At 70.6% G+C, this 12,573-nt stretch carries 14 protein-coding genes; 4 read left to right on the forward strand and 10 right to left on the reverse strand.

Annotation, left to right across the window (positions count from 1 at the left end; translation table 11 throughout):
• From qcrB to C1I99_RS02310, 5 genes are all read right to left on the reverse strand, one after another.
• Positions 1-1,385 (reverse strand): cytochrome bc1 complex cytochrome b subunit (gene qcrB, locus C1I99_RS02285; protein ID WP_199561896.1); only part of this gene is annotated, 1,385 nt, incomplete at its 3' end.
• A gap of 50 nt (positions 1,386-1,435) precedes the next feature.
• Entirely contained in the window at positions 1,436-2,263 is an 828-nt protein-coding gene (locus C1I99_RS02290) for a ubiquinol-cytochrome c reductase iron-sulfur subunit (RefSeq protein ID WP_111132493.1), read from the reverse strand.
• Entirely contained in the window at positions 2,260-3,087 is an 828-nt protein-coding gene (locus C1I99_RS02295; RefSeq protein WP_111132494.1) for a c-type cytochrome, read from the reverse strand. Before C1I99_RS02295 ends, C1I99_RS02290 begins: the two co-directional genes overlap by 4 nt.
• A gap of 35 nt (positions 3,088-3,122) precedes the next feature.
• Entirely contained in the window at positions 3,123-3,497 is a 375-nt protein-coding gene (locus tag C1I99_RS02300) for a c-type cytochrome (RefSeq protein ID WP_199561897.1), read from the reverse strand.
• A 775-nt stretch (positions 3,498-4,272) separates the two neighbouring features.
• Complete coding sequence (locus C1I99_RS02310; RefSeq protein WP_146603867.1) at positions 4,273-5,013, reverse strand: carbohydrate-binding protein; 741 nt, start codon at positions 5,011-5,013, stop codon at positions 4,273-4,275.
• Between the two features lie 419 nt (positions 5,014-5,432).
• Between C1I99_RS02310 and C1I99_RS02315 the strand changes: the two genes are divergently transcribed.
• The 3 genes from C1I99_RS02315 to C1I99_RS02325 are packed head-to-tail and all read left to right on the forward strand — an operon-like array spanning position 5,433 to position 7,029.
• Entirely contained in the window at positions 5,433-5,930 is a 498-nt protein-coding gene (locus C1I99_RS02315) for a hypothetical protein (RefSeq protein WP_111132497.1), read from the forward strand.
• Between the two features lie 11 nt (positions 5,931-5,941).
• The gene (locus C1I99_RS02320) at positions 5,942-6,259 is read left to right on the forward strand and encodes a hypothetical protein (protein ID WP_111132498.1); all 318 of its coding nucleotides are present in this window, start codon (positions 5,942-5,944) and stop codon (positions 6,257-6,259) included.
• 20 nt (positions 6,260-6,279) lie between these two features.
• Complete coding sequence (locus tag C1I99_RS02325; protein ID WP_111132499.1) at positions 6,280-7,029, forward strand: DEAD/DEAH box helicase family protein; 750 nt, start codon at positions 6,280-6,282, stop codon at positions 7,027-7,029.
• A 158-nt stretch (positions 7,030-7,187) separates the two neighbouring features.
• On the opposite strand, the gene C1I99_RS02330 is transcribed toward C1I99_RS02325, so the two are convergent.
• Complete coding sequence (locus tag C1I99_RS02330) at positions 7,188-7,814, reverse strand: hypothetical protein (protein WP_233512272.1); 627 nt, start codon at positions 7,812-7,814, stop codon at positions 7,188-7,190.
• A gap of 65 nt (positions 7,815-7,879) precedes the next feature.
• On the opposite strand from C1I99_RS02330, the gene C1I99_RS02335 reads away from it, so the two are divergent.
• Positions 7,880-8,137, forward strand: coding sequence for a transcriptional regulator (locus tag C1I99_RS02335; protein WP_111132500.1), 258 nt, complete (start codon positions 7,880-7,882; stop codon positions 8,135-8,137).
• Positions 8,138-8,235: 98 nt separating this feature from the next.
• On the opposite strand, the gene C1I99_RS02340 is transcribed toward C1I99_RS02335, so the two are convergent.
• The 4 genes from C1I99_RS02340 to C1I99_RS02355 form a co-directional block, all read right to left on the reverse strand.
• Complete coding sequence (locus tag C1I99_RS02340; RefSeq protein WP_111132501.1) at positions 8,236-9,819, reverse strand: DHA2 family efflux MFS transporter permease subunit; 1,584 nt, start codon at positions 9,817-9,819, stop codon at positions 8,236-8,238.
• Positions 9,820-10,514: 695 nt separating this feature from the next.
• The gene (locus C1I99_RS02345; RefSeq protein ID WP_158553927.1) at positions 10,515-11,030 is read right to left on the reverse strand and encodes a DinB family protein; all 516 of its coding nucleotides are present in this window, start codon (positions 11,028-11,030) and stop codon (positions 10,515-10,517) included.
• A 217-nt stretch (positions 11,031-11,247) separates the two neighbouring features.
• Positions 11,248-12,006 (reverse strand): SRPBCC family protein, encoded by a 759-nt coding sequence (locus C1I99_RS02350; RefSeq protein WP_111132503.1) that lies wholly within the window; start codon positions 12,004-12,006, stop codon positions 11,248-11,250.
• 111 nt (positions 12,007-12,117) lie between these two features.
• A complete protein-coding gene (locus tag C1I99_RS02355; protein WP_111132504.1) occupies positions 12,118-12,573 on the reverse strand; it encodes a DUF6069 family protein in 456 nt (151 codons plus the stop codon).

Genomic DNA, 12,573 nt, shown 5'->3' on the forward strand with positions numbered 1-12,573 from the left:
CGCCACCCCTCCCCCGCCCGTTGCCACAGTTCCACCGCGGCGTCCGACGCGACGGGGGCCTCACCTCGGGCGGCGGGGATGCCCGACCGGGACGCCGGGCGGGCGGACGAGCGCACGTCGGACAAGCTCAACGAGCCAAGACTCGAACCCGGCCTGTCCCGCAGCGCCCTGGCGACCCAGTACGCCGTCGCACCGGTCACCCAGGGCAGGGTCAGCACCAGCGCCTGCAGGGCCGACGTGACGCTCGTGACGGGCACCTCCAGCAGGAACGCGATGACGTCGTTGGATCCGGCCGCCGTCAGCACCACGAATGCGGTCAGCGCGGCGACCCCGACGCCGACGCGCATCGGATGGTCGCGCGGTCGGTCGAGCAGATGCCGCGGCCCACGGTCGCGGGTCAGCCTTGCCTCCAGGAACGGCCACGCGTACAGCCCGAGAAGCGCCACGGCGAGCACGAGGCCGGGCAGGAACTGCGACGGCACCAGGTACCCGAACATCCGGAACTCCAGGGGTGGGGACAGTCGGAGGATCCCGTCCGCCCAGGCGAGATACCAGTCGGCCGCGGCCGGCGTGGTGACCTGGGCCGGGTCGTAGGGTCCGTAGAGCCAGATCGGGTTGATCTGCACCAGCCCGCCCAGCGTGAGGGCGGTGCCCGCCACGTAGCCGAACAGGGCCATCGTCCGGGCGGCGTAGCCGGGCCACAGGCGCGAGCCCACCACGTTGTGCTCGGTGTGGCCGGGCCCCGGGAACTGGGTGTGCCGCTGCCGGACCAGGATCGCCATGTGCAGCGAGATGAGGGCGACCAGCGCCGCGGGGAACAACAGCACGTGTGCCACGAAGAATCTCGGCACCATCAGGTCGCTGGGAAACTCGCCGCCGAACAGCAGGAAAGCCAGCCACACGCCGACCACCGGCACCGATTCGACGACCGAGTAGGCGATCCGCAGACCGGTGCCGGAGAGCAGGTCGTCGGACATCGAGTAGCCGACGAAGCTGGTGAGCAGGACCAGCGCGAGCAGGGTCACGCCCACCAGCCAGTTCACGTCGCGCGGGCGACGGAAGGCGCCGGTGAAGAAGACCCGGAGCAGGTGCGCGGCGATCGCCGCCACGAAGATCAGCGCAGCCCAGTGGTGCGTCTGCCGCATGAGCAGCCCGGCCGGTACGTCGAAGCTGAGCGCCACCGCGGAGGCGAAGGCAGCGGACACCGGCTCGCCGTCCAGCGGGGAGTAGTTGCCCCGGTAGATGGTCTCGGCGCTGCTCGGAACGAAGAAGAAGGTGAGGAAGACCCCGGTGAGTACCAGCACCGCGAACGCGTACAGGGCGATCTCGCCGAGCATGAACGACCAGTGGTCCGGGAACACCTTGGCCAGTGCCTTGCGCACCACGGGTCGGACACCCAGACGCGAGTCCAGTGCGCGGACCAACCGGCGGACGATCACGGCCGGCTCCAGAATCCCGCGCCCGGACGGGAGCTGAGCTCTCCCGCGGCACGTAGGTAGCCGTCGCCGTCGACCTCGAGCGGCAACGACGGTAGCGGGCGGGCGGCCGGCCCGCTGATCGGTCGAGCTCCGGCCCGCAGATCGAACACCGACTGGTGGCACGGGCAGAACACCCGGCCGGCGTCGGGCTCGTACTGCCCCACCGGGCATCCGGCATGCGTGCACAGCAGGGAGTAGGCAACCAGGCCATCGATGCCCGGCGAGCCTGCGGCGGGAGCCGCCGGGTTCAGCCGGACGAGGAACGCCGGTGCGCCGGCCGCGTCCGGGTAGTCCTGCGGGTGGACGATGACGATGCTGTCGGAAGCCACGTCGTCCGGCCGCACCGGTGCGTTGCGGGTGTCCAGCAACCGGCGCCCGGCCTGCCACGGGGTGGTCCGCAGCTCTTCGACGGGATTCCTCGGGCGGGGGCCCAGCAGCGAACGGAGCGGAAACAGCGCGGCCAGGCCCACGGCGCCGACCGCGAGGACGAGCAGACGGCGCAGCCCGGAATGCGGCGCGGGGGACTCCTCGTGAACCACCGGGACCGGCAGTACCCGGGACTTCTCCGGTGGGTCGGGTTTCGCCTCGACGTACCCGCCGGCGGGCAGGAGGCGTCGCGCCCAGACAGCCAGCCCGTGGGCCAGCGAGACGAGCGCCAGGCCGAGGGTGGCCCCGAGCCACTGCGTCCCGGCGTCCATGACGTACGCCGTGGCGAAGCCGGCCGCCGCCACGACGGCGACGACGAACAAAACCGCCGCCGGCGCAGCACCTCGCCCGGCGCTCATCCGCTCGCCCCCTTCGACTCGCGCCTACCCAGCCAGCGCCCGAGCAACACGAGCAGCAGCGCCGCGACGGCGAGCCCGACGAGACCCTCGTAGAGCGGGCCGATCCGGCCCAGGGCCAGCCCACCCGGATCCAGGTCCTGTCGCTTGTTCTGCAGGACCTCCACGTAGGCGACGATGGCGTTCACCTCGCGGTCGTCAAGCAGGGACGCCGGGTACGCCGGCATCGCTCCGGGTCCGACCCGGACAGCCTCCGCGACCTGGACAGCTGTCGCCCGGTCGAGTGCGGGCGCCGTCCGGCCGCCCGGGAGCGCCCCGCCCGCTCCGGTTGCCGAGTGGCAAGCAGCGCAGTTGACCAGGTACAAGGCCTGGCCGGTAGCGACATCGCCCGGTTCCACCTCCGGGATCGGTGGTCCGTCACCGAAGCCGGCGACGTAACGCACCAGCGCGTCGATGTCCTCCGGAGGGTAGGCCGGGCCGGATCGGCGGTCCCCCTCGCGCGAGGACGGTGGCATCCGGCCCGTGCCGACTTGGAAATCCACCGACGCCGCGCCGGCCTCGGCGATCGGCGGCCCCTGGGTGGTGCCCGTACCGCGCTGCCCGTGGCAGCCGGCGCAGTCCCGGTAGTACAGCAGCGCGCCGCGGTCCGCGTCCTGTGGCGCCCGCGGGAGCTCCGCCGCCAGGGACGACACCGGCGGGGAAGCCGCCGTCGAGGCTGGCGGGACCGCCGGAGGCAGGCCGAACATGCAGGCGACGGCGAGCGTGGCCAGCCGGCCGGCCGGCACGGCGTGCCGGACCTGGAACCTGCCCCACTCGGTGGCCGGCACCTGGCCCTCCTCTCAGTTCAGGACGAACAGGAACGTCATTTCAGGGTGAACAGAAAGGCCGTGAGGTCCTGAGCGTCGGCCTCGGTCACACCCAAGCTCGGCATCGCCGTGCCCGGCGCCACCGCCTGCGGATCACGAATCCATCGCTGCATGTTGATGGCATTGTTGGTGAGCTGACCACCGAGGTAGGAGCGGTCCCCGATCCCGGCCAGCGGCGGGCCCACCAAACCGTCGGCACCGCGCACGCCCGGCACCGTGTGGCAGGTCCCGCAGCCGTAGTACTCGATCAAGCGCATGCCGCGCTCGACGTCGCCTTCGACAACCTCGGGCGGTGGCGCGGGTGGGACGCTGGAGCATCCGCCCACCCCGAGGACGAGCGCCGCCAGCCCCAGCGCCAGCCGTTGCGTCACCTCCACCACCTCAGCGTGTCGATCTTCGCGGGACTTGAGGTGTCACGTCGCCGGTCCGAGCCCTACGGGCGGTAGGTGTGGCCAACCGTGGGCATATCCGAAACCAGCGGACTATTCCGAACAACCATACCCAAACGCCACGTCTCCTCGTGCGCGAACGTGTCGTCCGTCGGCCAGCGCCCAACCCACCCATCGGACGCGACAGGTTTCGCGAAGGGCCCGTTGCCGATGCGTGTTCACGGAAGGATGTGCTTGGCCTGCGCGAGGTTGATCACGGCACGCAGACCAACCGCCGGCGTGAGGAGCACTCATGATCACTGTTGAACCTGCCCCCTTCCCGCCATACCACCGCCCGTGAGGCGGGACCGTGACGAGGTGTTCGTCGAGTACACCAAGTCGATCTTCCCGTCCGCAGGCCCTGGAGAAGCTGTGCTCGGCATCGGCGTTCATGGGTACCGACACCACGCGCGACCACCTCGCCCAGACCGCCGCAGCGCTGAACTGCGTACGAGGTCGACGCCAGGCCGGCAACCCAGCGGCGGCGGCACCGAAGAAGCGAACAGCCGCAGGTCGTCGCTGACCGTCTCGGCCGCACGACTCGACGAGCGGCCCACCCCGGCCCGGCCGCACCTGCGCCGCGCGTAGCCCTCCGCCGGCTCGACCCATCCCGCCGCCTCACTCGCGTCCCGGCTGCGGGGACACCCGGGCAGGGCCCGAACACACCCGCTCAGCGCGATGGTGGTCGGTGCACGGCGTGCGCGGCCGGTCCCGGGGGCTATCGGACGCTGACTGTGATCTTGTCGAAGTCGGGGGCCGCCGCGTACGGGTTGAACATCTTTAGCGTGTTGGGCCCGGGTCGGAGGTTCACCGTCACGACGATCGCGCCGATGCTGCTCCACCCGCCCGTGCCGGGAAAGGTCAGCGTGATCGGGGCCCCGCCGTTCACGCTGATCTGTCCCACCCGCGGAGACCCACCGTTGACGTAGGCGATCGTCACGGTGGCCGACCCGCCCGTTCGGGCGACCACGCCGTTGAACTGCAGGGTTCCCATGCCGCGGCCGATTCTGCCCACCTTCTTCACGCCGGAGCAGCCGGAACAGGCGTAGATCGTGGTGCCCGCCAGCCCGTTCGTCGCCGACTCGGCCTCATAGGACGTCACGAGCGGCGGTGTGCCCGGGGTGGTGGGCCGCTGGGCAGCGGGCGGCCGCGGCGCGGGTGGTGTCGCCGACCGGTTCTCCACCGATCCGACGCGCATCTCCCCTGGGCCGACCGCCGGGGTCGGGGTGATGACCGGCGCACTGGAGGCGTCGCGCTCCTCCACCCCGGAGGATCCCTGGTCCGTCACCCCGCCGGTCCCCGGAGATCCGCCCGCCGCGGACTGTCCGGCGTCGAGATCCAACTTGACCGCCGCCAGCGTCAGCACGATGGTCAGGTAGCCGACTCCCACCACCATCAACAGGCGGACCGGCCCGAGCCGCCAGATACCGTCAGGACCGGATCCATGGCGTGGGCTCACCCTCGCGCTCCCCTTCGCGCCCGAGCTACGTCCCGGCGCGGATGACCGCAGCCGGGTGTGACAGGTGACACACGATTGTATGGGCGGTGAACGACTCCGGGGTGAGGGCCTGGGCGCACTCCGGAGATCCGTCGCCGCTTCGGCTCGGCTCTGCGACGACGGCCGGGGCCCACAGCGCAGGTTTCTTCACGTACGGTGGTTCTGCTTCGCCGCGACGGGCAGGCGCCGTGCGCGATTGGTCGATGTGACGGGCCGGGGGAGGAATGCAACGAGACAGACGAAACGTTCGCCTGTCCCTGGCAAGCCTCGACGTCCTCGGAGACGACGCGGAACTGCAGGCACGGGCCGACCGGGCGTTGCGTGAGACGGACCCACGGGCGACGGCTGGCGTCCACTTTGGTCAGGATCGGACCGGGTCGGTGACGGTGTACCTCGACGCGGATCGCAACGTGGAGGACGTGTCCGTCGCGCGTGACTGGCGCGGCCGGGTCGGCGTCGACGGCGTCGCGGACGCGCTTTTCGCGGCCTACACCGCAGCTCTGCAGGCCGCGCTTGAGATCGCGGCGCTCCACCAGCTGCCGGCCGACCAGGACGGGGCCCGCACCCCGCCGGCACTGCCAGCCGGCACCGCCGCGCACGACGAGGTCGATGAGCACCTCTGGCTCCGCAGAACGTGGCGCACACTGCGCGACATCGACGCGGACCTCGAGCGTGTGGCACGCAGGCCGGATGTCGACGTCGAGCGGCAGATCTCCAGCCCTCGTGGCTGCCTGACGCTGCGGGTACGGGGTGGCAGCATCGTCGCCGTCACCGGCGACGCCGGACGTATCGCCCGACTGGATGCCGGCCAGGTGCAGGTCGAAGCGCTCTCCCTCTTCCAAAGCTACGCTCTGGCCCGCTCGCCGAACGGATCCTGAGGTGCTCACCTGTGGACGAACTGAACGTCATCACCGACGCGGTCCGCGACGAGGGCGGCAAGTGGCTGGAGCTGTCCGACCGGGTGGCGGCGGTCAAGACCGCGGCGGAGCAGCTGCACCTCGACGTCTCGGCCTTCTTCATCGGTGACGCGAACGCGCTCATCCACTCGATGGCGTACCGCGACTTCCATTCCTTCCTGGTCGACATCCTCGGCGGCGCGGTGACCGAGTTCGAGCAGATCGGTGGCGCGCTTCGGCGCATCGCCGACGAGTACGACCGCGCGGACAAAATCATTTCTCTGGATCTCAACAAGATCTACTCGGCCTGACCCACGAAGGACACGAGCACGTGCAGCCAGGAACCACCGACGTCGAGTACGGCGAGCCGTTCAACAAGGCGTTCGACCAGATCCGCTCCGGGATCGACACGGCCGTCGGCACGTTCAACGACATCGTCGACGAGGTGAATGACTGGAAGTGGCTCCTCGGGCCAGCGGCGCTGTGGTGGATCAAGCAGAACCTCGACACCACCCGCGCGGCGCTGGATGCCGTCCTCGACCGCGTCGATTATGCCCTGGAGCACCAACTACCGGTGCTCTCGCTGATCAATATCAGCTTCCGCTGGGTCAACGACGTGAAGACGCCCATCTCCGACCTGTCCTTCGTCACGACCGAGCCGGTGAACGAGAACCTCGCCAAGTGGACCGGCGACGCGGCGAGCGCCTACCACGCCAAGGCCGTCAAGCAGAAGGCCGCGGTCGACGAGTCCGTCCTCAAGTCGGAGTTCATCAGCCAGTGGCTGTTCAAGATCGCCAAGGCGAACGTCGACTACGCCGTCGAACTCGCCAAGATCGTCACCGGTCTCGCGGGCAAGCTGGTGCAGGCCGCCACCGAGGCCACCACCGTGATCGACCTGCCGTGGGCCATCTCCACCCTCGCCAAGTCCGTCGGTGACCTCGTGACCGCCGGTCTCGACACCCTGCTCACCATCGGGCAGCGGTTCGTCGACGCGTTGGGCAACGTGCGGGACATCGCCACCCAGGTCGGGGACTACTCGAAACTGCCCGAGGGACGGTGGCCGCAAGCCGTCCGCGGCTGAGCCCCGGACGCCGCAGTCCGGCGCGTACGCCACGGCAGCCGAACCGGCCCTGCATGTCCGCGCCGGCCGCGGTCGGTCCCCTGCCGGCGAGCCGGGCGGCCCGACCCGCGAGGTGACCGGGGGACCCCACCGCTGCGCGCCTCATCCGGGGTGGAGGATCAGGCGGTGGGTACCGCCGCCTGAGTCGCCTTGAGAATGGTCAGAGACTTCTCCGCGAGCGTCGACGTCGGGGCGTACGATTCACCGCCCACGGCCAGCCACACCTTCACCACCAGGTTGCCGGTGCGGGCATGGACCAGGTATTCGGCGTACTTGAACCCTGGCTCGGACCGCTTGGTGAAGGCCTCGGCCTCCTCCCCCACCTCCGCCACCGCTCCCACCGGTGTCATCCCCGTGGCCTGCTGCGTGCCGCGGTAGAGCAGGCGCGCCTCGGCCACGGTCGCCGGCGTGGACGCCTCCACGCGCAGGTTCGCCTCGTGGCCCGCGCTGCTGCGCATCTCGAACAGGCACGCCGCCCCGGGGCGCCCGACCGGCGGCTTCGGGTCGGTCCGGATCACCGTCAGCGCAAGGTCCGCGAGCGGCCGGAGATCCGTACGCCCGCAGAGGTCCAGGTCGAGGGCGCGGTAGGAAGGTCCACCGGCGGACGAGGAGGCACCGGAGGGTGATGCCTCAGCCGTTTCGGTGGGCGCAGCGGCAGGAACCTGCCCGCCGCCGTCGCAGCCGCCGATGGCGAGGACGACACCGAGCGCGGCAACAAGACGGGCAACGCGGGGCAGCTCACGCACGACCCCGAACATACCCGTTGTCGTCGACCGGAACTGCCCGTGCGACAAGCCACTATGGTGCCGACATGACCGGCCTCGAAACCGCTGACCAGATCACCCGCACCCGCACGGTCACCGCCCAGGCGATCCTGGAGGGCCGCGCCTACCTGCGCGCCTACCCCTACCGGCTGCTGTCCGTCGTGTCCCACCACGGGATCGGCGGCGATCAGGTCGCCCAGGCCGTCGCGGCTGCGGAAGTGCTCGAGACGTTCGGCTGGGAACTCGTCACCGTCTCCGAGTTCGCCAGCAGCAGGATGGTCTACGCCATCATGCGGCGGCGGTGACTTCGATGAGGCTCCCGAGGGTTGTCGGCCCGCCCGACACACGGGTGCTCGCCAGAGCGGGGCCGCCAGGACGTGCCCGGCGGCCCCGACGGCGGCGGTCAGTGGATGACGACCGGGGTCTTCACCTGCTCCGCCTTCGGGTCGTCGAGCACGCGCGAGCGCTCGCGCCGGCGCGGCAGGAACGCGGCCGGGATGAACGTGGCCAGCACGAGCGCGAACCCGATCCAGAACGTGGTGGCGAAGGACCCGGCGGCAAAGTCGAGCCCGCGTTCGATGAGCGCCGGATCGACCGGGAACTGCTGGATCAGCTCCGGCTGCTGCTGGGCGGCGATGGCCAGCCCGGCCTCGGTGACCGGATTGCCGCTCGGATCGGTCGCGCCAGGGATCGGCCGGGATCCGTTCAGCTCGTTGGTGAGGATCACCGACATCACCGCGGCGCCGACCGAGCCACCGATCTGCTGGAGAATGTTGACCAGCGTGGAGCCACGGGCCACCTCTTGAGCGTGCAGCGTCCGCAGCGCCGACGTCATGACCGGCATCATCGTGCCACCCATGCCGAGGCCCATGACGAACAGCGACCCGCACAGCAGCACGTACGAGGTGTGCGGGTCGACCTGGGTGAACCCGAAGAAACCGAGGGCGATGAGCACCAGCGCGAACGGCACCGTGCGACCGACGGGCACCCGGTCGGCCAGCATTCCGGCGACCGGCATCGTGATCATCGCGCCGATGCCCTGTGGCGCCATCAACAGGCCGGCGGCCAGCGTCGACTCACCGCGAACCTGCAGGAAGTAGCTCGGGAACAGCAGGCCGGCGCCCATGAACGCGATGATGAACACGAACAGGGTCACCGACGCGAGGGTCAGGTTGCGGTTGGCGAACAGCCGCAGGTCGAGCAGGGGGTGCTGGGGCCTGAAGGAGTAGAGAACGAACCCGACGACGAGCGCCGCGCCGACCAGCATGGGCGCCCACACCTCGGCGTCGGCGAAGGTGCCGGCCTCGGGCAGCGAGGAGACGCCGTAGAGGAACAGAGCGAGCCCCGGCGAGAGCATCAGCATGCCGAGGAAGTCGAACGACTCCGACGGCTCGGGATTGTCCTTCGGCAACGCCAGCTGGGCGTAGACGAGCCCGACGACACCGATCGGCAGGTTGATCAGGAAGATCCAGTGCCAGCTCGCCGTGTCGATCAGCCAGCCGCCCAGGATCGGGCCCCCGATCGGCCCGAGCAGCATCGGGATGCCGAGGACGGCCATCAGCCGGCCGATCCGGTTGGGCCCGGCCGCCCGAGTCATGATCGTCATGCCCAGCGGCATGAGCATGCCGCCGCCGAGCCCCTGCAGCACGCGGTAGCCGATCAGCTCCCCGATCGTGTCGGCAGTGGCGCACAGCCCCGACCCGATCGTGAACAGCGCCAGCGCGATCATGTAGAGCCGCTTGGTGCCGAACCGGTCGGCGGCCCACCCGGAAAGCGGGATCACCGTGGCCAGCGCGAGGGTGTAGCCGGTCATGGTCCAGGCGACCCGGGCGTAGGACGCGTCGAACTCGCTCTGGAACGTCGGCAACGCGACGCTGACGACCGTCACGTCGAGGATCGACATGATCGCACCGAGAACGACGACCCCCGCCACCTTGAAAACCGCGGCGTCGAGCTTGTCCGGTGTCGCGACGGATTGCTGGGTCACAAAAGTCTCCTGAATTCGGGTCGGCCGGCGAACGGCGGGCGGCGCCGCGCCCGTCGGCGCGGGAGGGTGTCACGTGCGGTGCGCGACGTCCGCAGGCAGATTAACGACCGGCACCGACATTCGGCGCCCTGATTACGGTCACCGCGCGGGCGGCCGGGATGACCCGTGGCAGCCCCGTCGAAGGAGTACGCGCCAACGGTCGTACCACCTGGTCCGGCGCGTCCTCCGCCGTTCACACCCAGCGTGCCGACCAGATTTTTGGCACTACTGCCCGCCCTTTACACCCACCTGGCCGGCAAGACGTTCCAGGTCTTAAGAAGGACGAATCACCAGGTGACGTGTACCACCTTCCAGCAGCAGTGCGGCGGCGGGCACAATGACCGATCCGCGCCCTATGGGATCCGTCCTCGGCACGCCGACCACCGCCATGCCCGCGGATTCGGGCCCGAAGAACGGTGCTATTCGTGACTACGGTCACTTCTTCTCCGGATGCCGGACGACGTTTCAGGCGGCCGACATGCCGAGTGGTTCGAGATATGTGTCGACAACAGATGCCCGTTGGCGTCCGGGTCGGATCGGCGCCGAGGACGCCACTCAGGAGCAGAAGGCCACCGGCGCACGTCCGCGGCCGGCACCGCGGGGCCGATCACGCCGCGGGGCACGAGACGGATCTCCTGGGCGTACGGCTGTCGGGGTCAGGCCGCGCCGGTGGTCTGGGAACGGGCGGCACGACGGATGTCGAGCAGATGATGCTCGCCCTCGTGGATCGTGTGCTGGCCGAGCCAGAGCAGCGTCCGAGCCTGCGGTCGCGGCCAGGGGTAGATGCCGGTGCGGGCAAGCTCCGACCGGCCGAGCGTGCGGAACCGGGCCGCCAGGTCGTCGGCGGCCGCCCCCAGCTCGGCGAGCACGACCGCCGACTCCTGCTCGTTGTACGCGTCCGCGACGGCCCGCTCGTCACGCCCCATCGGGGGGAATTCCGGTTCCTCGACGGTGAGGGCCAACACCAGGCGCTCGCCCTGGACCCGGAGCACATCCCGGACGTGGCAGGTGTACTCCAGCGCCGACCACACCCGCTCGGCCGGCCGTCGGCGCAGGTCCGGAACCTCGTCCAATGCGGCCGCGTACCGCGCGCCCAGCTCGCGCAGCAGCCGCGGCAGGTCCGTACCGGACACGCCGGCGTAGACGAATGCGCACTCGTCACACCGATCCACGGGCTCAGCGTACCGTCGTCGCCAGGCCTCACCCGGTCCGCGATGGGTGCCACCTGACGGTCCGTGGCCTGCTCCGGCAAGCGGTCCCGGTAGCACCGGGCCCGGGCCCGGGTCGGCGAGATGCCGGGACCGAGCGGCGGAAGCGGCCGCTCCCGCTGTCGTGGGAGAAGCCGCCTCCGGTCGTACGTCAGGTGGTCGAGCGGAACTCGGGAACGGATCAGCCGACGGGCAGCGCGTTCAGCCAGTGCTGCCAGGCCTGCTCGGTCCGGGCCGGGTCCGAGTCGGGGGCGAAGATGTGGTGGCCGAGAACGAGGGTGTCGCCCCGCTCGATGCCGGAGTGGAGGAACCGGTAGAGCGCGTCGGAGGTGCGGACGCCGACGTAGGTGGGCAAACCGGCGAGGTCGACCACACCCTCGATCGGCGGCAGTCCGTCGACGGTGAGTCGGACGGGCGCTCCCTCGGTGACCGGCCCGGAGATGCCGAAGGCGTCGGTGACCGCCGCCCACGCCCGGTCGGGGCCGCCGACGCCGGGGCGGAACGCGGTGACCGGGGTGCCGGTCCGCCCGGGGAAGTGGGCGAGGTAGGCGGCGAGCGTCCCGAGGTACATGTCCCAGCCGGTCGTCATCGCCTCGTACTCGGCCTCCCAGTTGTCCCCGAGCACGCCGCTCTGCACCAGCCGCAGCACCGTGCTGCCCTGGTCACGTCCCTCGATGAGGTACTCGATGGCCATGAAGATGCCGTCCGGTCCGGGTTCGGTGCGGTCCGCGAACCGCTTGCCGGGCTCCCACGCGGTGATCGTCGCCTCGTCGACGTGGCCGGCCATGCTCAGGCGGGCCCGTCCGCCCACCTCCGGTTCCACCTCGCTTCGGCCCATGAACCAGGAGTCGAGGCCGGGGCCGGTCGCGATCGCTTCCCACACCTGCTCGGGAGTGGCGGCCAGCTCGATGTCCTTCTGCAGCTCGAAGCGGTGTCCCATGGTCCACGCCTTTCACTCGATGTTCTGTCGTCGTACGTCATTCGGGATTCGGTCGCCGGCGGCGCGATGGCAGCCACCGCGAGACGGGGCGCCTGATGGTGAGTACGTGGGTCAGCGGACGGGCGTCCCGACCCGGTGGCGCAGCATCGGCAGCAGCGCCAGGGCCACCACGACGTGCAGCACGCACAGCATGATCCGGGTGTCCACCGTGGCCTGCTCGATGAAGACCGGGACGAAGGAGGCGAGCAGCACCGCGCCGGCCAGCACGCTCCAGACCACCCGGGCGTGGCGGATGTACCGCTCGAGCAGCGCGAGGGTGCCCCAGCCGAGCAGCGCGAAGACCAGGCTGAAGATGGCGATCTCCGGCAGGATCAGCGGGTGCGACCGCATCGCATCCGGTTCGGTGAGCGTGAAATCCGTCCCGGCGGCGCGGGCGACCAGGTAGAGCAGGCTGTTCGCGGCCACCGCGGCGCCCACCCACCGGGCGCGCTGCCGGCGGCGCCGGCCGGCGGCGCTCACGGTCGGGCCGGTCGGCTGGGTACGGGCGGTGGTGGTCATGGCGGTCAT

It is taken from the genome of Micromonospora deserti (assembly GCF_003236335.1).
Lineage (GTDB): Bacteria > Actinomycetota > Actinomycetes > Mycobacteriales > Micromonosporaceae > Micromonospora > Micromonospora deserti.

Excerpts from the sequence above, each read along its gene's own strand:
- C1I99_RS02290 (WP_111132493.1), bottom strand. The coding sequence starts at position 2,263 with ATGAGCGCCGGGCGAGGTGCTGCGCCGGCGGCGGTTTTGTTCGTCGTC.
- C1I99_RS02355 (WP_111132504.1), bottom strand. The coding sequence starts at position 12,573 with ATGACCGCCATGACCACCACCGCCCGTACCCAGCCGACCGGCCCGACC.
- C1I99_RS02335 (WP_111132500.1), top strand. The coding sequence starts at position 7,880 with ATGACCGGCCTCGAAACCGCTGACCAGATCACCCGCACCCGCACGGTC.
- C1I99_RS02350 (WP_111132503.1), bottom strand. The coding sequence starts at position 12,006 with ATGGGACACCGCTTCGAGCTGCAGAAGGACATCGAGCTGGCCGCCACT.